The sequence below is a fragment of the Streptomyces sp. NPDC093568 genome (assembly GCF_044764945.1).
Lineage (GTDB): Bacteria > Actinomycetota > Actinomycetes > Streptomycetales > Streptomycetaceae > Streptomyces.
In genome coordinates this window covers 25813-43546 of the sequence record NZ_JBIWJD010000006.1, presented here as the reverse complement: position 1 = coordinate 43546, position 17734 = coordinate 25813, and the positions used below count along the sequence as shown (strand labels likewise).

Below are 17734 nucleotides of genomic sequence, written 5' to 3'. Positions count from 1 at the left end.
CTTACTTCGGGCATACGGCCTTCTGCCGGGCTTCTCAGGCGGCGCTCAGGAAGCTCTCATGGTCGGGCGGGAGGCTCATTGCCATGACCGAGAGCTTCCGCCGCAGCGGCGATGACGAGAACCCGTACCCGGGCGCCCAGCAGCACGCCTCCTCCCCCGTGAACCCGGAGTGGCCGCCCCCGCCGGCGCACGAGCCGACGGTCCAGGCGGGCGGCGGAGCTCCGACCGCGCTCCTCAGCGAGCCCGTCGCCCAGCGGCCGCGGTCGCGGCGCCGCCCCCGGGGCCCGGTCGCCCTCCTCGCCGCCGTGGCGATCGTGGCCGCGGCCGTCGGAGGCGGTACGGCGTACGGCATCCAGGAGCTGACCGGCAACGACACCGTCGCCGCCGCCGGGTCCTCCACCACCACCAACGTCGTCCCCTCCAGCCAGAAGGGCACGGTCTCCGGGGTCGCCAAGGCGGTCAGCCCGAGCATCGTCGAGATCAACGCCCAGTCCAACGCCGGTTCCTCCACCGGCTCCGGCGTGATCATCACCGGTGACGGCGAGATCATCACCAACAACCACGTCGTCGCGGGCGCCTCCTCGGTGAAGGTGCGGACCAGCGACGACAAGGAGTACACCGCCAAGGTCGTCGGCACCGACAGCAGCAAGGACCTCGCGCTGATCAAGCTCGAGAACGCCTCCGGGCTGACGGTGGCCACCCTCGGCAACTCCGACGGCGTCCAGGTCGGCGACGAGGTCGTGGCGATCGGCTCGCCCGAGGGCCTGACCGGCACGGTGACCAGCGGCATCGTGTCCGCCCTCGACCGCGACGTGACCGTCTCGACGGACGAGGGTCAGGGGCAGCAGCAACAGCAGGGCGGCGGCGGGTGGCCCTTCGAGTTCGGCGGCCAGCAGTTCAACGGCGACACCGGGTCCTCGACGACGACGTACAAGGCCATCCAGACGGACGCCTCCCTGAACCCCGGCAACTCCGGAGGCGCGCTGATCGACATGAAAGGCAACATCATCGGCATCAACTCGGCCATGTACTCGGCGTCCGGCTCGGGCTCGTCCGACGCCGGCAGCGTCGGCCTCGGCTTCGCCATCCCGATCAACACCGTCAAGTCCGACCTGGCCACGTTGCGCTCGGGCGCGCAGAACTGAGGGAGCACGCGATGATCCGGCAGATCGAGCACACCACGGCCGGCGTCGGCCCGGCCGACCTCGCCCTGGCCCTCGCCGTCGCCGGCGCCCTGCACGCCCCGACGGCTCCGTCCCGGGCGCCCGAGCTGGCCACCGCCCGCACGAGCGCGGGTCGCCGCGGCGCCGCAGCCCGCGGCCGTCGCCGTACCGTACGCGGCTGAGAAAGCCGAGAATCATGCGAGGCTGAAGGCGCTGAACCACTGAAGGCGTTGAGCCACTCAGCCCCCGTCCCCACCGCACCCGAGGATCCCGAGCCCATGAGCCCCGCCGATGGCGACCGTGACCCCCAGCGCATCCTGATCGTCGACGACGAGCCGGCGGTGCGTGAAGCACTTCAGCGCAGCCTCGCCTTCGAGGGGTACGACACCGAGGTCGCGGTCGACGGCGCGGACGCCCTGGAGAAGGCGGCCGCCTACCGGCCCGACCTCGTGGTCCTCGACATCCAGATGCCCCGCATGGACGGCCTCACCGCCGCCCGGCGCATCCGCGGCACCGGAGACACCACCCCGATCCTCATGCTGACCGCCCGCGACACGGTCGGCGACCGCGTGACCGGGCTGGACGCCGGGGCGGACGACTACCTGGTCAAGCCTTTCGAACTGGACGAACTCTTCGCCCGCGTCCGTGCCCTCCTGCGGCGCAGCTCCTACGCCGCGGCGGCGGGCGCGGGCCCGGCGGAGGAGGACGAGGCGTTGACCTTCGCCGACCTGCGCATGGACCTGGCGACGCGGGAGGTGACGCGGGGCGGGCGGCCGGTGGAGCTGACCCGCACGGAGTTCACCCTCCTGGAGATGTTCATGGCGCACCCGCGCCAGGTGCTCACGCGGGAGCAGATCCTGAAGGCGGTGTGGGGCTTCGACTTCGAGCCCTCGTCGAACTCCCTCGACGTGTACGTGATGTACCTGCGCCGCAAGACGGAGGCAGGCGGCGAGCCGCGGCTCGTGCACACGGTGCGGGGCGTGGGGTATGTGCTGCGGCAGGGTGGAGCGGAGTGAGCAGGGTCCTGCGCCGGTTCCGGTCCCTGCCGATCCGGTCCCGTCTGGCGCTGCTGGTGGCGGCGGCGGTGGCGTTCGCGGTGGCGGCGGTTTCGGTGACCTGTTGGTTCATTGTGCAGGGGAAGCTGTACGAGCAGCTGAACGCTGATCTGAAGGACATGGCACGCAGGCCCGGCACGGTCGCCTCGCTCCTGCAGAGCTGTACGCAGAGCCCCCTGGAGAACACCCAGGTGTTCCCCGGCCGGAACGACTACGTCCAGGCGATCAAGGAGGAGGGCGACCCCTGCGTCGACCCGAACTCCCCGGGGGCGGTCAAGGTCACCGGCTCCGACGAGGACGTGATCAAGGGCGCGAACGCCAACGAGATCTACTTCCGCAACGGCACCGACGCCGACGGCAACGCCGTACGTGTGCTGACCCGGTACCTGGGCGTGGACCAGAACGACTCCAAGGGGGTCGCCCTGCAGCTCGCGGTCCCCCTCAAGGGCACTGAGTCCACCCTCAACGACCTCGCCCTGATCCTCCTCCTCGTCTCCGGCGTAGGAGTGGTGGGCGCCGGCGCGGCCGGCCTCGCGGTCGCCCGCGCGGGCCTGCGCCCCGTCGACAAGCTCACCGAAGCCGTCGAACACGTGGCCAGGACCGAGGACCTGAACATCCGCATCCCCGTCGAGGACGACTCCGAGGACGAGGTGGCCCGCCTCTCCCGCTCCTTCAACTCCATGACCTCCGCCCTGGCCAGCTCCCACGAGCTCCAGCAGCAGCTCATCGCGGACGCCGGCCACGAGCTGCGCACCCCCCTCACCTCCCTCCGCACGAACATCGAACTCCTCACCCGCAGCGAGGAGACGGGCCGCCCGATCCCGGAGGCGGACCGCAAGGCCCTGCTCGCCTCGGTCAAGGCACAGATGACCGAACTGGCCTCCCTCATAGGGGACCTCCAGGAGCTGTCCCGCTCGGAGGGCCAGCGCGGCGAGCGCGTCCAGGTGATCTCGCTGGAGGACACGGTCGAGTCCGCCCTGCGCCGCGCCCGCCTCCGCGGCCCCGAGCTGACCATCACCGCCGACCTCCAGCCTTGGTACGTACGCGCGGAACCGGCGGCCCTGGAGCGCGCGGTGGTCAACATCCTCGACAACGCGGTGAAGTTCAGCCCCGAGGGCGGCACCATCGAGGTCGCCCTGGCCGACGGTGTCCTCACCGTCCGCGACCACGGCCCCGGCATCCCCGCCGACGAACTCCCCCACGTCTTCGACCGCTTCTGGCGCTCCCCCAGCGCCCGCGCCCTGCCCGGCTCCGGCCTCGGCCTGTCCATCGTGGCCCGCACGGTCGAGCAGTCCGGCGGCCAGGTCACCCTCACGCACGCGGAGGGCGGCGGCACGGTGGCGACGGTACGGCTGCCGGGGGCGCCGACGGCTCCCCCCGAGGTGCCCTGAAGCACGTCAGCGGGCGGCTTCCTGAGGCGACGGCAGGTGCCGGAGCGGCCCTGAAGGTCAAGGCGGGTGCGGGAGAACACCAAGAACGGACCAACGATCGATCATGGCTTCCCCGCGCCCGGCCATGATTCCGTAACACGAACAGTTGTCCTGTCATTCGAGCGTACGTTCCTGGCCGTGAACGCTGATAGATCCGTCGGCGCCGAGCCGACCGCATCCGCCCACAAGCGGTTCGCCCTCCCTTCGCCCGCCCGCCGCGCACTCCTGCGGTACGGGCTGACCGGGGCCGCGGCGCTGGGAACCACCGCCGCCCTCGGCGCAGCTCCCGCCTCTGCCACTCCCACCTCCCCCACCAGCCGGCACCGCCCCGGCACCCCCGAGGAAGCCCTGCGCGAGCTGTCCGCGGGCAACCGGCGCTGGCGCACCTTCCGGCAGCGGCATCCGGACGAATCACCCGCGGTGCGCCAGAGCCTGACTTCGGGTCAGCACCCCTTCGCCGTCGTCCTCGGCTGCATCGACTCCCGCGTGCCGCCGGAGCTGGTCTTCGACCAGGGCCTCGGCGACCTGCTGACCGTGCGCTCCGCAGGTGAGGTCCTGGACGAGGCCGTACTCGGCAGCGTCGCCTACGGGGTGCTCGAACTGGACATCCCGCTGGTGCTGGTGCTCGGGCACCAGTCGTGCGGGGCGGTGAAGGCCGCCGTCGCCGCGGACGAGTCCGGCGAGCCGCTCCCGGCGCACATCCAGTACATAGCCGACCGGATAGCCCCGAACATAGACCGCACCAAGGAAGGGGACGCCCGCGTCGACTCGACCATCGACGCCAACGTACGGGCCGTCCGCGCCGCTCTCGCCGCCGAGCCCGACCTCGCCGCGAAGGTGGCCGCCGGCGAACTCGCCATTGTCGGCGCCCGCTACGAACTGACCAGCCAGCTCGTCCACCGGCTCGCCTGAGGACCGGAAGCGTCCCAGGCACCGGCATGCTCGGCCGACGCTGACGCCGAGCATGCCGGTGCGGGTCACTGCCCAGAGTTCGTGCCGGCGACGTTCCCTACGAGCGGCCCACCGCCAGGTCGGCCCCTTCCAGCCGCACCCTGATCCCGTCCTTCTCCACCCGCACGTCCCGCAGCCGCAGCTGGCCGCTCGGCGGCTCCGGGAGGCGGAAGCCCAGGGAGAGCTGGTCGGCCAGGACCGGGCGGGTGAGGCGGGGCAGGGCGTCGAGCAGGGCGGGGTCGAAGCCGAGGAGGGACAGCAGCCGCGGGTGGTCCAGGGCCAGGTCGACGAGGTTCAGACGCATGGCCTGGCGGACGAAGCGCGGCGTACCGGTGATCTCGGTGAGCCTGTCCTCGTTGCGCAGCGCCTCGCGGACGAGGGAGTCGGGCACCCCCAGGCGTCGTACCACCGCCGGGATCGACAGCAGTGCCTTGGCCTTGCGGGTCTCGTGCGCGAGCCGGGCCGCCGACTTCCCGCTCAGGTGCAGGCCCTGCGAGGTGCGGGCGCCGGGGCGGTACGTGGCCAGGTCCCCGATGTCCAGGCGCATACCGCCGATGTGCGTCGCGATGCCGCGGTCGCCGTCACGCACGATGCGGGCCTCGGCGCGCAGCCGCAGATCGTGCCCGGCGACCGGCAAAGTGCCGCGCGCCCGGACCCGGTCATGGCCCTCCCCGGTGAACGTCACCTGGGACGCGCCGAGTTCGCGGTTCAGGTCGGCGAAGGAGAGCAGGACGTCACCCTCCAGCCGGGGGACGTCGGCGCCGTGCACCGAGGTGGGGCCGTCGGCGTCCAGCCGTACGTCCGACGCCGTCGCGGTCACCTGGGCCAGCGAGACCCGGTCGGCGGCCACGTCGGGGACGGTCACCTTGACCGAGTCCAGCCGCTCGTCGGCGAGTTGGGTGAGGAAGGGGAAGCCGTCGATCTCGACCTCGGGAGCGGCCGCTAGGTCGAGGCGGGTCTTGAGGGTGTCCGCCGCTCTGCGCTCGGCGTAGAGGAGGGCCCAGCGGTCGGCGAGGCCCAGGAAGGAGGCGAGGACGACCAATGCGACGACCGCCTTCAGCGCGAGGGGAAGGCCCGCCAGGCGGCCGCGCCGCTTGCGCCGGCCGCCTCGGCGGTGGTTGGGCGGGGCCCAGGGATCGTCCTGGGCGCCCGCCTCCTCCCGCTCACGCTCCGTGTCCTCGACGAGGAACTCGTCCAGCGGACCTGCGTCCAGCGGACCTTCGTCCAGACTGGCCAGTTCTTCGTAGGGGTTTGTATAGGGATGCGCCGTTATGTGGTGGGGGGAACGCATCGGCCCATCCGACCATGCGCACGCCCCCCACCCGCAACCTCTACCGGAGGTTTGCGATCTAGTTCACGTCACTTCACGCACTGTTGCCCAGTGAACTACTTGACGACCGTGATCCGGTTCGCCGCCGGCGGCGTAATCGGGTTGGTGGCCGAGGAGTTGGCCGTCAGGTACTTCTCCAGCACCGTCAGGTCGTCCGTGCCCACCAGGTCGTTGGTGCCCTGGCCCAGCGTGGTGAAGCCGTCGCCGCCGCCCGCGAGGAAGTTGTTCATCGCGACGCGGTAGGTGGCCGCCGGGTCGACCGCCGCACCGTTCAGCTTGATCGAGTCCGTCACCACACGGTCGGCGCCCGACTTCGTCAGGTCCAGCGTGTAGGTCAGGCCCGAGGAGATCTGGAGGATCTTCGGGGAGGCCGCGTTCGTGCCGCTCACCTGCTCCTTGAGCACCTGGATCAGCTGCGCGCCGGTGAGGTCCTGGAGGTTCACCGTGTTGGAGAACGGCTGCACCGTGAAGCCCTCGGCGTAGGTCACCACGCCGTCGCCCTCACTGCCCTTGGCCGCGTAGGTCAGCGGTGCCCGGATGCCGCCGGGGTTCATCAGCGCCAGGTCCGTCTCCGGGTCCAGCTCCTTGCCGTACGCCAGCTGCGCGTCGGCGATCAGGTCGCCGAGCGGGGACTCGGTGCCGGAGTTCGGGATGTCGGCGGAGATGTAGCCGATCGCGCGGTTGCCGATCGGCGCCGCGAGGGTGTTCCACCCGCTGATCAGCTCGGTCATGTCGGGCGCCTTGGCGACGGTCCGGGTGACCACGTGGTTCGCGGACTTCACGGCCGTACGCGCGATGTCGCCGGTGAAGCGGTCGTACGTCAGCGTGGTGTCCGTGTAGAGCCGGCCGAAGGACGCGGCCGAGGTGACCATGCGGGGCTTGCCCGAGGGGTCGGGGATGGTGCAGACGTACGCCGCGTGCGTGTGGCCCGTCACCAGCGCGTCCACCGACGGCGTGATGTTCTTGGCGATGTCGGCGATCGGGCCGGAGATTCCGTCGCCCGCGCCCGGGGAGTCGCAGTTGTAGTTGTACGCGCCCGAGGCCGGCAGGCCGCCCTCGTGGATGAGCGCGACGATCGACTTCACGCCCTGGGCCTGGAGCACCTTGGCGTACTTGTTGATCGTCTCGACCTCGTCCTTGAACTTCAGGCCCTTGACGCCTTCGGCGGAGACGACGCCCGGGGTGTCCTCCAGGGTCACGCCGATGAAGCCGACCTTGACGTCCTTCTTCTTCCACACCCAGTAGGGCTTGAGGATCGGACGGCCGGTCTTCTCGTTGAGGACGTTGGCCGCGAGGTAGGGGAAGTCGGCGCCCTGGAACTCCTCGTCCGTGTAGCAGCCGGCCGTCGGGTGGCAGCCGCCGTTCTGCAGGCGGGCCAGTTCCTTCGGGCCCTCGTCGAACTCGTGGTTGCCCACCGAGGTGACGTCCAGGTCGAGCTTGTTCAGCGCCTCGATGGTGGGCTCGTCGTGGAAGAGGCCCGAGATCAGCGGGGAGGCGCCGACCATGTCGCCGCCGGCCGCGGTGATCGAGTACTTCTTGCCCTCACGGGCCTGGCGCAGGTGAGTGGCGAGGTACTCCACACCGCCCGCGTCGATGGTCTTGGTCGTGCCGTCCGCCTGAAGCTCGGTGACCCGGCCCGAGGAGCCGGCCGGCGGCTCCAGGTTGCCGTGCAGGTCGTTGAAGGACAGCAGTTGCACGTCCTGGTAGCGGCTGTAGTCGTGACCGCCGTGCCGCTGGGAGTCCTCGCCGGCCGACGCCGTCGCGGGCAGCGCCGCGGCCAGGGCGCCCGCGGTGGCGAGCGCGGCGGCGCCCGCGATCAGTGCGTAGGTGCGTCTGCGGTGGTGCTGGTGGGATGTGGCTGACATCCGCCCCCCTGTGGGTCGTGAGTGACATGGCCCCGTCGGGCGGCAGCCTAGAGTCAACGCGCGTAGCGCGACAGGGGGTTCCCGGTTACACCTTGATTGCTTCTGTGCCGGGACTTTGCCCCAACCGCCCTTTACCCTCGTACGCATGACCAGCGACGACACCGCGCGCCCCCTCCCCACCCGTTCCATCGAGACCTACTCCGCGCTCGCCCCCGAGCAGACCGAGGCCGTACTGGAACTGCTGGCGGAGGCCGCCCGGAACGACGGGCAGCAGGCGGTGTCCGAGCAGGGCCGACTCCAGCTGCGCGGGGGAGAGCGCGAGGGCGTCTCGCATCTGCTGCTGAGCGTGGGCGGCGAACTCGTCGGATACGCCCAGCTGGAGGACACCGACCCGGTGGAGGCCCCGGCCGCCGAACTCGTCGTCCACCCCTCGCACCGCGGTCACGGCCACGGCCGGGCGCTGGGCTCGGCCCTGCTCGCCGCGTCCGGCAAGCGGCTGCGGGTGTGGGCCCACGGCGGCCACTCCGCCGCCCGCCATCTCTCCCAGGTGCTCGGCCTGACCCTGTTCCGCGAACTGCGCCAGATGCGCCGCCCGCTGGCGGACCTCAACCTGGCGGACCCGGTGCTTCCCGAGGGCGTCACGGTCCGCGCCTTCGTGCCCGGCCAGGACGACACGGCCTGGCTCGCGGTCAACGCCGCCGCCTTCGCCCACCACCCCGAGCAGGGCTCGCTCACCCAGCGCGACCTCGACGACCGCAAGGCCGAGCCGTGGTTCGACCCCTCCGGGTTCTTCCTGGCGGAGCGCGCGGGCGAACTCGTCGGCTTCCACTGGACGAAGGTCCACGCGGAGGAGGGCATCGGCGAGGTGTACGTCCTCGGGGTGCGGCCGGGCGCCCAGGGCGGGGGCCTGGGCAAGGCCCTGACGACGATCGGGCTGAGGCACCTGGCGGCGCAGGGGCTGCCGACGGCGATGCTCTACGTCGACGCCGACAACAAGGCGGCGGTGTCGGTGTACGAGCGGCTGGGGTTCACGACGTACGAGACGGACCTCATGTACCGCACGGAGACCTGATCACCCGGCACGGAGACCTGATCACCCGGTTCATATACCCGACATAACTCCTGTAAGGGGCGGCGATCTTGACGCCGCCCCTTCTTTTGCACCACCCTTTCACTACTCAATTAGTGAAAGGGTGGTGGAACGGATGGTCGAGTACCGCATCGACCGGCGCTCCGGCGTCGCCACCTACGTGCAGATCGTCCAGCAGACCAAACAGGCCCTGCGTCTTGGCCTGTTGGAGCCGGGCGACAAGCTGCCGACGGCCCGCGAGGTGGTCGAGGCGACCGCCATCAACCCCAACACCGTGCTCAAGGCCTACCGCGAACTGGAACGCGAGGGCCTGGTCGAGGCACGGCGAGGGCTCGGCACGTTCGTGCGGCGCGGTCTGAACACCGCGCCAGCGGACTCGCCGCTGCGCACCGAACTGGACGCCTGGGCCGTACGGGCCCGCGAGGCCGGGCTGGACCGCGACGACGTGGACGCGCTCTTCACTTCCGTACTGGAAACGCACTTCAAGGGGGACGAGTCATGACCGAGACCGCCATCGAGGCGGCCGCGCTGAGCAAGAGGTTCGGACGGCGGGACAAGGCGGCGCTGGACGGATGCGCCTTCCGGCTGCCGGCCGGCAGCGTGTGCGCCGTCGTCGGCCCGAACGGCGCCGGCAAGTCGACGCTGCTCTCCCTCGCCGCGGGCCTCGCACGGCCCACCGAGGGCACGCTCACCGTCCTCGGCCTGGCCCCGGCCGCGGCCCGCGAGCGGATCGCGTACGTCGCCCAGGACAAGCCCCTGCACCCCCAGCTCACCGTCGCCGACACCCTGCGCTTCGGCCGTGAACTCAACCCCGGCCGCTGGGACGCCCGGGTCGCCGAGCGGGTCGTGGAGGAGGGCGCCCTGGAACCGGACGCCAGGATCCGCACCCTCTCCGGCGGCCAGCGCACCCGCGTCGCGCTCGCCCTCGCCCTCGGCAAGCGCCCCGAAGTGCTGCTGCTGGACGAGCCGATGGCCGACCTCGACCCGCTGGCCCGGCATCAGCTGATGGCGGCGCTCATGGCGGACGCGGCCGAGCACGGCACCACGGTCGTCATGTCCTCGCACGTCGTGGCCGAACTGGACGGCGCCTGCGACCACCTCCTGCTGCTCGGCGAGGGCCGGGTCCGGCTCGCCGGCCCGCTGGACGAGGTGCTCGCCGCGCACACCCTCGTGACCGGCCGGGCCGACGCGTCCCTGGACCCGCACACCGTGGTCGAGTCCCGCACCACCGGCCGCCAACTCACGGCGCTCATACGGCCTTCGGGCCCGCTCGCCGACTCCTGGCAGACCGCCGCCCCCACCCTGGAGGAGCTGGTCCTGGCGCATCTGCGCGCCCCGCAGGCCCCGGCCCTCCGCCTCGACGACGTGCGGGAGGCCGCCGTATGACCGCCGTGACGACCCTCGACACGACCACCGCCGCCGCGCCCTCCCGGGTCCCGCGCGGGCTGCTCTGGACGATGCTGCGGCTGCACCGCTCGGCCCTGTGGTTCTGGGTGCTGCTGGTGGCCTTCGGCGCCGGAGCACTGCTGTGGGCCTACGGACCGGGCGCGGACGCCGCCTGGGCCGAGTACCGCGGGCTGGGGTGCGACTCGGGGCAACCGGGCCTGGGCTGCGACGACCCCGGCCCCGCGTACGGCCGCTACGGCACGGCCCTGAGCCTGGGCGCCGGAGTGCTCGGCCTCGCCCCGTTCCTCGCCGCCGTCTGGGCGGGCAGCGCGCTCATCGGGCGCGAACTGGAGCAGGGGACCGCCCAGTTGGCGTGGACCCAGTCCATCTCCCCGGCCCGGTGGCTGGCCGCCAAGCTCGCCGTCCCCGCCGCCCTGCTGGTCTGCGGCACGCTCCTGCTCACGCTGCTGCACCGCATGCTCTGGTCGACGGACAGCACACTGCGCCTGGCAAGCGGCTCGCGGGACTGGCACGAGAGCGCCACCTTCGAGGCCAACGGCACCCTCGCCACCGCCTACGCCCTGCTCGGCCTCGCGATCGGCGTCCTCGCGGGCCTGCTCCACCGCCGCGCCCTGCCCGCGCTCGGCACCTCGTTCGTCACCCTGGCCGTCCTGATGTCCGCGCTCGGCTCGCTGCGCCCGCACCTGTGGCCGGTCGAGACGCTCACGAACAAGCACGAGTACCCCGAGTACATCGGCATGGTCACCGCCGAGGGCGCGCTCACCTCCACCGGCGCCCGCGTGGCGGACCCCATCTGCGTCGACGACGCCAAGTGCGCGGCCGCGCACGACATCGCCGGCTTCTACCGCGACTACCACCCCTCCTCCCATTTCTGGCCCCTGCAGCTGGTGGAGACGGGCATCGTCCTCGCCGTCGCGGCCGTGGTGGTCCTGGTCGCCTTCCGGCTGCTGCGCCGCCGCACCGGAGCCGCCGTATGACCGCCGCACTCCCCGCGGCGGCGCCCGGCACCCGTGGCCTGATCTGGACCGTCCTGCGGGTGCACCGCACGGCCCTGGTCCTCTGGGCGCTGGCCTTGACGGGCGCGGTCGCCGTGCTGATCTGGATGTACGCCATCGGCGACGAGGCCCGCAGGGGCGGCGTCCCGTGTCTGACACCGGCCGGCGAGGGCTTCGCCGGCTGTATAGGCCTCCAGTCGGTCACCGCCGACGACGTCTACGCCGGCTGGATGGAGTCGGTCAGCGTCGCCCTGGCCTACGCGGTCTTTCCCGTGGCCGCCTGGGCCGGCGCCGCGCTCGTCGGACGCGAGCTGGAGAACGGCACCGCGCGGCTGGCCTGGACCCAGTCGGTCACGCCGGTCCGCTGGCTGGCCGCCAAGCTCGCCGTCCCCGCCGCCCTGCTCACCGCCTCCACCGGCACGGTCATGGCGCTGCTGCGCTGGGCGCGCCTGCCCGGCGACCCGGGCCTGGCCGGCCACTGGTACTACCCGGATGTCTTCGTCGCCGTCGGACCCACCGCCGTCGCCTACCCCTTGGCCGGCCTCGCCCTCGGCGCACTCGCCGGACTGCTGCTGCGCCGGGCCCTGCCCGCCGCCGGGGTGGGTGCCGCCGCCTCACTCGTCCTCTACATCGCGCTGGAACGGTTCCGCGAGGACCTGTGGCCGAAGGCCACCCGGACCGCGACCGGGGAGCTCGAACTGCCCGGCTCGGTCTTCGTCGCGGACTGGCACACCTCGACCACGCACGGCGTCCGGCACACCCGCGCGACGTACCACCCCGAGTCACACTTCTGGCCGCTCCAGTACGTCGAGGCGGGCATCCTCCTCGCCGTCGCCGCCGCCGGCACCCTCGCCGCCTTCTGGCTGCTGCGCCGCCGCACGCCGTAGATTCCGCCGCACGCCCCTCCACGAGGGGAGGGACGTGCGGGTGGACAAATGTCCGGACACGTAGTCGCCCGCGAGCCGCCCCCCGCTATCCCGCACGCCATGTCTCCGTAACCATTGGTTCAGACGGACTTGCGAGGCTCGGCCAATGACCGCCGCCGTGCCAGAGCCTTCGCTTCCCGCGCAGGGAAGCGCGGGGAACGGGGACGCACGACGCCTCCCCGCGTCCATCCCACCCGCGCTTTCCGACGCGCCCATAAACGTCGGCACGCGGAACAATGGGCATATGAGCCAGTCCACCAACGCCCAGACCCAGGTCCAGCACGCGCAGCCCTCCGTGGGCTCCATAGCGGCGCACCGCCCGCACACGGTCACCTCGGCGGTCGTCTCCGATCTGGAACCCGACATCGACGCCGACCTCGACGCGTACGAGGTCACGCCGGTCGAGGGTGTCCAGCTGCCCCAGGGCCGGTTCCTGGACCGGGAGCGCAGCTGGCTCGCGTTCAACGAGCGCGTCCTCGAACTCGCCGAGGACCCGAACACCCCGCTCCTGGAGCGGGCCAACTTCCTGGCCATCTTCGCCAGCAACCTGGACGAGTTCTTCATGGTCCGCGTGGCCGGACTGAAGCGCCGTATCGCCACCGGTGTCGCCACCCGGTCCGCGTCGGGCCTGCAGCCCCGCGAGGTCCTGGAGATGATCTGGGCGCGCTCCCGTGAGCTGATGGCCCGGCACGCCGCGTGCTACCACGAGGACGTCGCCCCCGCGCTCGCGGAGGAGGGCATCCACCTCGTCCGCTGGAACGAGCTGACGGAGAAGGAGCAGGCCCGCCTCTTCACGCTCTTCCGGCACCAGATCTTCCCGGTGCTGACCCCGCTGGCGGTCGACCCGGCGCACCCGTTCCCGTACATCTCCGGCCTCTCCCTGAACCTGGCCGTGCGCGTACGGAACCCCGTCACCGGCACCCCGCACTTCGCCCGGGTGAAGGTGCCGCCGCTGCTCTCCCGCTTCCTGGAGTCCTCCCCCGGCCGATTCGTCCCGATCGAGGACGTGATCGCCGCGCACCTGGAGGAGCTGTTCCCGGGCATGGAGGTGCTGGAGCACCACGCCTTCCGGGTCACCCGCAACGAGGACCTGGAGGTCGAGGAGGACGACGCGGAGAACCTCCTGCAGGCCCTGGAGAAGGAGCTCATGCGGCGCCGCTTCGGGCCGCCGGTGCGCCTGGAGGTCGAGGAGAACATCAACCAGGAGGTCCTGGACCTGCTGGTGCGCGAGCTGAAGATCAGCGAGGCCGAGGTCTACCCGCTGACCGGCCCCCTGGACCTCACCGGCCTCTTCCGCATCGCCTCCATCGACCGGCCCGAGCTGAAGTACCCGAAGTTCGTCGCGGGCACCCATCGCGATCTCGCCGAGGTCGAGTCGGCGTCCGCGCCGGACATCTTCGCCGCGCTGCGCAACCGGGACGTGCTGCTGCACCACCCGTACGACTCGTTCTCCACGTCCGTGCAGGCCTTCCTGGAGCAGGCCGCCGACGATCCGGACGTCCTCGCGATCAAGCAGACGCTGTACCGCACCTCCGGTGACTCCCCGATCGTCAACGCGCTCATCGACGCAGCCGAGGCCGGCAAGCAGGTCCTGGTGCTGGTGGAGATCAAGGCCCGCTTCGACGAGCACGCCAACATCAAGTGGGCGCGCAAGCTGGAGGAGGCCGGCTGCCACGTGGTCTACGGCCTCGTCGGTCTGAAGACCCACTGCAAGCTGTCGCTGGTGGTCCGCCAGGAGGGCGAGACGCTGCGGCGCTACAGCCACGTCGGCACCGGCAACTACCACCCGAAGACGGCGCGGCTCTACGAGGACCTGGGTCTGCTGACGGCCGACCCGCAGGTCGGCGCGGACCTGTCCGACCTGTTCAACCGCCTGTCCGGCTACTCGCGCCGGGAGACCTACCGGCGGCTGCTGGTCGCCCCGAAGTCCCTGCGCGACGGGCTGATCGCGCGGATCAACAAGGAGGTCCAGCACCACCGTGCCGGACGTCCCGCCTACATCCGCATCAAGGTCAACTCCATCGTCGACGAGGCGATCATCGACGCCTGCTACGGCGCGTCCCAGGCGGGCGTGCCGGTCGACATCTGGGTCCGCGGCATCTGCGCGGTCCGTCCGGGCGTGACCGGACTGTCGGACAACATCCGCGTCCGCTCGGTCCTCGGCCGCTTCCTCGAGCACTCCCGGGTCTTCGCCTTCGGCAACGGCGGCGAGCCCGAGGTGTGGATCGGCAGCGCCGACATGATGCACCGCAACCTCGACCGCCGTATCGAGGCCCTGGTCAGGGTCACCGACCCGGCCCACCGCGCCGCGCTGAACCGGCTGCTGGAGACCGGTATGTCGGACACCACCGCCTCCTGGCACCTGGGCCCGGACGGCGAGTGGACCCGGCACGCGACGGACGCGGAGGGCCAGCCCCTGCGCAACGTCCAGGAGATGCTCATAGACGCCCGGAGGCGCCGGCGTGGCACAGCAACACCTTGATCCGACGGACCCCACGGCCGGGCCTGTGTCCGGGGACGCCCTCGCGGGCTACCTGCGCGCCCAGGCCACGGAGTTCCTGCGCGCCCTGCGCCAGCACCGGGAGACCGGCGGCGACGCGGGCGGCCCCGCCCGCACGCGGGCGCGGGTGGGGGACAACGGCTCGGAGGAGGCCGTCGACGCGGCGCGGGCGCTGCGCCGCTCCGCCCGGCGCATCAGCGCCAGCCTGCACACGTTCCGCCCGCTGCTGGACGCCGACTGGTCGGAGGCGATGCGCCCCGAGCTGGCCTGGCTCTCCGGCACGCTGGCGATGGAGCACGCCTACGCGGCCCGCCTGGAGCGGCTGTTGCTGGCGCTGCACCGGTTGTCGGGCGCGACGGCGCTGCCCGCGCAGGCGGGTGTGCTCGGCGTGCCCGGATCCGACGCGGCTCCGGGCGGGCGGACCGCCGCGATCAAAGGGGCACCGGCCGACTCCGGTCCCCCGAGCCACCCGGCGGCCGCCCCGGAGCGCGGCAACCTGACCGTGGGAGCGGCGAAGGCGGGCGCCCTGCTCGAACGCCAGCTGACCCTGGCCCGGACGCGCGCCCATTCCAGCGCCCTGCAGGCCCTCGGCTCCTCCCGCTTCCACGCCGTCGCCGACAGCATCGCCTTACTGGCCAGCGAGGTCCCGCTGACCCCGGCGGCGGCCACCGCCGACCTGCGCCCCCTCGCGGCGGCGGCCGAGGAGCGGCTCACCGACGCGGTGGCGGCGCTGCCGCTGGTGACCGCGGGCAGCCCGTACAACGCGGAAGCCCTGATCCACGGGCTGTCCCCGGACCCGGCCCCGCATCCGCAGGACGCGCCCTGGCACCAGGTCCGCCTGCTGCTGCGCCTGCACCGCTACGGCCGTGAGGTCCTGCACGGCGAGAACTGCCCGGTCGACGTACGACTGCTCGGTGCCGGCCAGTCCCTCAACCGGCACCGGGACGCCTCCGAGGCGGCGGCAGCCGCGGCCCAGGCGGCCCGCACCCCGCGGATCGCCCCGGCGACGGCGTACGCCCTCGGGGTGCTGCACGCCGACCAGCGGCACGAGGTGGAGGCGGCCCGGTTCGCGTTCCAGCAGTCGTGGCAGATGCAGACGGTGGGCACGCCCTAGCGCATCCGGGGCACGCCCTGGGTACCCCTGAACCGCAGGCAGTCCTTGAAGGAGGCACACACCCGGTGACGCATCCGAAGGACCTCACCGTCCATGCGGCCGGCTGCGTCCTGTGGCGCCGTTCGCCGGTAGACGGTGAGCTGGAGATATGCCTCGTGCACCGACCGAAGTACGACGACTGGTCACACCCCAAGGGCAAGCTCAAGCGCGGCGAGGACCCCCTCGCCGGCGCTCTGCGGGAGGTGTCGGAGGAGACGGGACACTCCGCCGAGCCGGGCGCCGAGCTGCCCACCATGCGCTATCCGGCCAACGGCCGCCCCAAGGAGGTCCGCTACTGGGCCGCGGAGGCGGGCGCCGGCACGTTCGTCCCGAACGACGAGGTGGACCGTGTGCTGTGGCTGTCCCCGACGGCCGCTCGCGGGCGTCTGACCCAACCGAGGGATCGCCTGCTCGTGGACGCGCTGCTGGAATCGCTGCGGCTGGCATAGTCCGAATCAACCCCGACAAAGTCTCGGAATACACCCGTGTCCCCAACGTAAGCGTTCCGTTACCTCACCGCACCGACGGCAGGGGTTCACCCGCCGTTCATTTACGCCCTTCGGCGCCTTCATCTGATCTGCCTAATTTCGGCCCTGCAAGATGACGGACCCAGTCCCGGGGGACGCGTCCGCATCGCCCATTCTTCGCACGCCGCCGAATTTCAGGACGGCGGCTCCTGGAAGGAACTCCCTCAAGTGAAGCTTCAGCGCAAGAACCGGCGCGTCCTCGCTCTCGGCGCTCTCGCCGTCTCCGGCGCCCTGGCCCTCACGGCGTGCGGCTCCGACGACACCGGCTCGAGCAACGGCGGGGACAGCTCCGCCCCCGCTTCCGCCGGCTCGATCAAGTGCGATGACGCCAAGGGCCAGCTCCTGGCCGACGGCTCGTCCGCGCAGAAGAACGCCATCGACGCCTGGGTGAAGCAGTTCTCGGCCGCCTGCTCCGGCGTCCAGATCAACTACAAGGGCGGCGGCTCCGGCGCCGGTGTCACCGCGTTCAACCAGGGCACGGTCGCCTTCGCCGGCTCGGACTCCGCGCTGAAGCCCGAGGAGATCACCGAGTCCAAGAAGACCTGCACCGGCGGTCAGGGCATCGACCTGCCGATGGTCGGCGGCGCCATCGCCCTCGCCTACAACGTCCCGGGTGTCGACAACCTCGTCCTGGACGCGCCGACGATCGCCAAGATCTTCAGCGGCAAGATCAAGACCTGGGACGACGCCGCGATCAAGAAGCTGAACCCCGACGCGACGCTGCCCAGCACCAAGATCCAGGCGTTCCACCGCTCGGACGAGTCCGGCACCACGGACAACTTCACCAAGTACCTGACGGCCGCCACCCCGGACAACTGGAAGTTCGAGGGCGGCAAGGCGTGGACCGCTCCGGGTGGCCAGGCCGCGTCCGGCTCCTCCGGTGTGGCCCAGGCGGTCAAGCAGACCGCCGGCGCCATCAGCTACATGGAGGAGTCCTACGCCAAGGACCTGACGAGCGTCGCCATCGCCACGGGCGCGGCCCAGCCGGTCAAGCCCTCCTCCGACAGCGCCACCGCCGCCATCGCGGACGCCAAGGTCGTCGGCACCGGCAAGGACCTCGCGCTCCAGATCAACTACACGACCAAGGCCGAAGGCGCCTACCCGATCACCCTGGTCACGTACGAGATCGTCTGCGACAAGGGCAACAAGCCCGAGACGCTGCCGACCGTCAAGGCGTTCCTGACCTACATCGCCAGCGAGGACGGGCAGGGCATTCTCGCCGAGAACGGCTACGCCCCGATCCCCGCCGACATCATCTCCAAGGTCCGCACCACCGTCGCGGGCCTGAGCTGATCTGAGTGTGCGGCCCGGTCCCACCGAGGACCGGGCCGCACCGTCCGGT

At 71.7% G+C, this 17734-nt stretch carries 16 protein-coding genes; 14 read left to right on the top strand and 2 right to left on the bottom strand.

What is annotated here, in order from left to right; translation table 11 throughout:
* Nucleotides 1-83 precede the first annotated feature (83 nt).
* The 5 genes from ACIRD7_RS23900 (at nt 84) to ACIRD7_RS23880 (ending at nt 4560) form a co-directional block, all read left to right on the top strand.
* Complete coding sequence (locus tag ACIRD7_RS23900; protein ID WP_403456518.1) at nt 84-1145, top strand: S1C family serine protease; 1062 nt, start codon at nt 84-86, stop codon at nt 1143-1145.
* A gap of 11 nt (nt 1146-1156) precedes the next feature.
* The gene (locus tag ACIRD7_RS23895; RefSeq protein ID WP_403456516.1) at nt 1157-1345 is read left to right on the top strand and encodes a hypothetical protein; all 189 of its coding nucleotides are present in this window, start codon (nt 1157-1159) and stop codon (nt 1343-1345) included.
* Nucleotides 1346-1441: 96 nt separating this feature from the next.
* Nucleotides 1442-2179, top strand: coding sequence for a response regulator transcription factor (locus tag ACIRD7_RS23890; RefSeq protein WP_403456514.1), 738 nt, complete (start codon nt 1442-1444; stop codon nt 2177-2179).
* On the top strand, nt 2176-3609 hold the full coding sequence (locus tag ACIRD7_RS23885) for a sensor histidine kinase (RefSeq protein WP_403456512.1): 1434 nt from the start codon (nt 2176-2178) through the stop codon (nt 3607-3609). The genes ACIRD7_RS23890 and ACIRD7_RS23885 overlap by 4 nt, the downstream gene beginning before the upstream one ends.
* A 177-nt stretch (nt 3610-3786) precedes the next feature.
* Nucleotides 3787-4560: a carbonic anhydrase gene (locus ACIRD7_RS23880; RefSeq protein WP_403456510.1), complete on the top strand. Its 774-nt coding sequence runs from the start codon at nt 3787-3789 to the stop codon at nt 4558-4560.
* A gap of 97 nt (nt 4561-4657) precedes the next feature.
* Here the strand turns inward: ACIRD7_RS23880 and ACIRD7_RS23875 are convergent, their stop codons facing one another.
* Both ACIRD7_RS23875 and ACIRD7_RS23870 read right to left on the bottom strand, forming a co-directional pair.
* Nucleotides 4658-5890, bottom strand: coding sequence for a DUF2993 domain-containing protein (locus ACIRD7_RS23875; RefSeq protein ID WP_403456509.1), 1233 nt, complete (start codon nt 5888-5890; stop codon nt 4658-4660).
* A gap of 95 nt (nt 5891-5985) precedes the next feature.
* Complete coding sequence (locus tag ACIRD7_RS23870; RefSeq protein WP_403456507.1) at nt 5986-7794, bottom strand: bifunctional metallophosphatase/5'-nucleotidase; 1809 nt, start codon at nt 7792-7794, stop codon at nt 5986-5988.
* 145 nt (nt 7795-7939) lie between these two features.
* Here ACIRD7_RS23870 and mshD point away from each other — a divergent pair, with 145 nt between their 5' ends.
* From mshD to pstS, 9 genes are all read left to right on the top strand, one after another.
* Nucleotides 7940-8866 (top strand): mycothiol synthase, encoded by a 927-nt coding sequence (gene mshD / locus ACIRD7_RS23865; RefSeq protein ID WP_403456505.1) that lies wholly within the window; start codon nt 7940-7942, stop codon nt 8864-8866.
* Nucleotides 8867-8999: 133 nt separating this feature from the next.
* A complete protein-coding gene (locus tag ACIRD7_RS23860) occupies nt 9000-9386 on the top strand; it encodes a GntR family transcriptional regulator (RefSeq protein ID WP_403456504.1) in 387 nt (128 codons plus the stop codon).
* The gene (locus ACIRD7_RS23855; protein ID WP_403456503.1) at nt 9383-10270 is read left to right on the top strand and encodes an ABC transporter ATP-binding protein; all 888 of its coding nucleotides are present in this window, start codon (nt 9383-9385) and stop codon (nt 10268-10270) included. Before ACIRD7_RS23860 ends, ACIRD7_RS23855 begins: the two co-directional genes overlap by 4 nt.
* The gene (locus ACIRD7_RS23850; protein ID WP_403456501.1) at nt 10267-11268 is read left to right on the top strand and encodes an ABC transporter permease; all 1002 of its coding nucleotides are present in this window, start codon (nt 10267-10269) and stop codon (nt 11266-11268) included. Before ACIRD7_RS23855 ends, ACIRD7_RS23850 begins: the two co-directional genes overlap by 4 nt.
* Nucleotides 11265-12173 (top strand): hypothetical protein, encoded by a 909-nt coding sequence (locus ACIRD7_RS23845; protein WP_403456500.1) that lies wholly within the window; start codon nt 11265-11267, stop codon nt 12171-12173. Before ACIRD7_RS23850 ends, ACIRD7_RS23845 begins: the two co-directional genes overlap by 4 nt.
* 283 nt (nt 12174-12456) lie before the next feature.
* Nucleotides 12457-14694, top strand: coding sequence for an RNA degradosome polyphosphate kinase (locus tag ACIRD7_RS23840; RefSeq protein ID WP_403456498.1), 2238 nt, complete (start codon nt 12457-12459; stop codon nt 14692-14694).
* Nucleotides 14675-15826, top strand: a complete 1152-nt coding sequence (locus ACIRD7_RS23835) for a CHAD domain-containing protein (RefSeq protein ID WP_403456496.1) — start codon at nt 14675-14677, stop codon at nt 15824-15826. Before ACIRD7_RS23840 ends, ACIRD7_RS23835 begins: the two co-directional genes overlap by 20 nt.
* A gap of 65 nt (nt 15827-15891) precedes the next feature.
* Entirely contained in the window at nt 15892-16314 is a 423-nt protein-coding gene (locus tag ACIRD7_RS23830; RefSeq protein ID WP_403456495.1) for an NUDIX hydrolase, read from the top strand.
* A 246-nt stretch (nt 16315-16560) separates the two neighbouring features.
* Entirely contained in the window at nt 16561-17685 is a 1125-nt protein-coding gene (pstS, locus tag ACIRD7_RS23825) for a phosphate ABC transporter substrate-binding protein PstS (RefSeq protein ID WP_403456493.1), read from the top strand.
* The last annotated feature ends 49 nt before the right edge of the window (nt 17686-17734 follow it).

Bases quoted from the DNA above. Each gene is read 5' to 3' on its own strand.
- ACIRD7_RS23900 (WP_403456518.1), top strand. From the start codon at position 84: ATGACCGAGAGCTTCCGCCGCAGCGGCGATGACGAGAACCCGTACCCG.
- ACIRD7_RS23895 (WP_403456516.1), top strand. From the start codon at position 1,157: ATGATCCGGCAGATCGAGCACACCACGGCCGGCGTCGGCCCGGCCGAC.
- ACIRD7_RS23890 (WP_403456514.1), top strand. From the start codon at position 1,442: ATGAGCCCCGCCGATGGCGACCGTGACCCCCAGCGCATCCTGATCGTC.
- ACIRD7_RS23875 (WP_403456509.1), bottom strand. From the start codon at position 5,890: ATGCGTTCCCCCCACCACATAACGGCGCATCCCTATACAAACCCCTAC.
- ACIRD7_RS23870 (WP_403456507.1), bottom strand. From the start codon at position 7,794: ATGTCAGCCACATCCCACCAGCACCACCGCAGACGCACCTACGCACTG.
- mshD (WP_403456505.1), top strand. From the start codon at position 7,940: ATGACCAGCGACGACACCGCGCGCCCCCTCCCCACCCGTTCCATCGAG.
- ACIRD7_RS23860 (WP_403456504.1), top strand. From the start codon at position 9,000: ATGGTCGAGTACCGCATCGACCGGCGCTCCGGCGTCGCCACCTACGTG.
- ACIRD7_RS23855 (WP_403456503.1), top strand. From the start codon at position 9,383: ATGACCGAGACCGCCATCGAGGCGGCCGCGCTGAGCAAGAGGTTCGGA.
- ACIRD7_RS23850 (WP_403456501.1), top strand. From the start codon at position 10,267: ATGACCGCCGTGACGACCCTCGACACGACCACCGCCGCCGCGCCCTCC.
- ACIRD7_RS23845 (WP_403456500.1), top strand. From the start codon at position 11,265: ATGACCGCCGCACTCCCCGCGGCGGCGCCCGGCACCCGTGGCCTGATC.
- ACIRD7_RS23840 (WP_403456498.1), top strand. From the start codon at position 12,457: ATGAGCCAGTCCACCAACGCCCAGACCCAGGTCCAGCACGCGCAGCCC.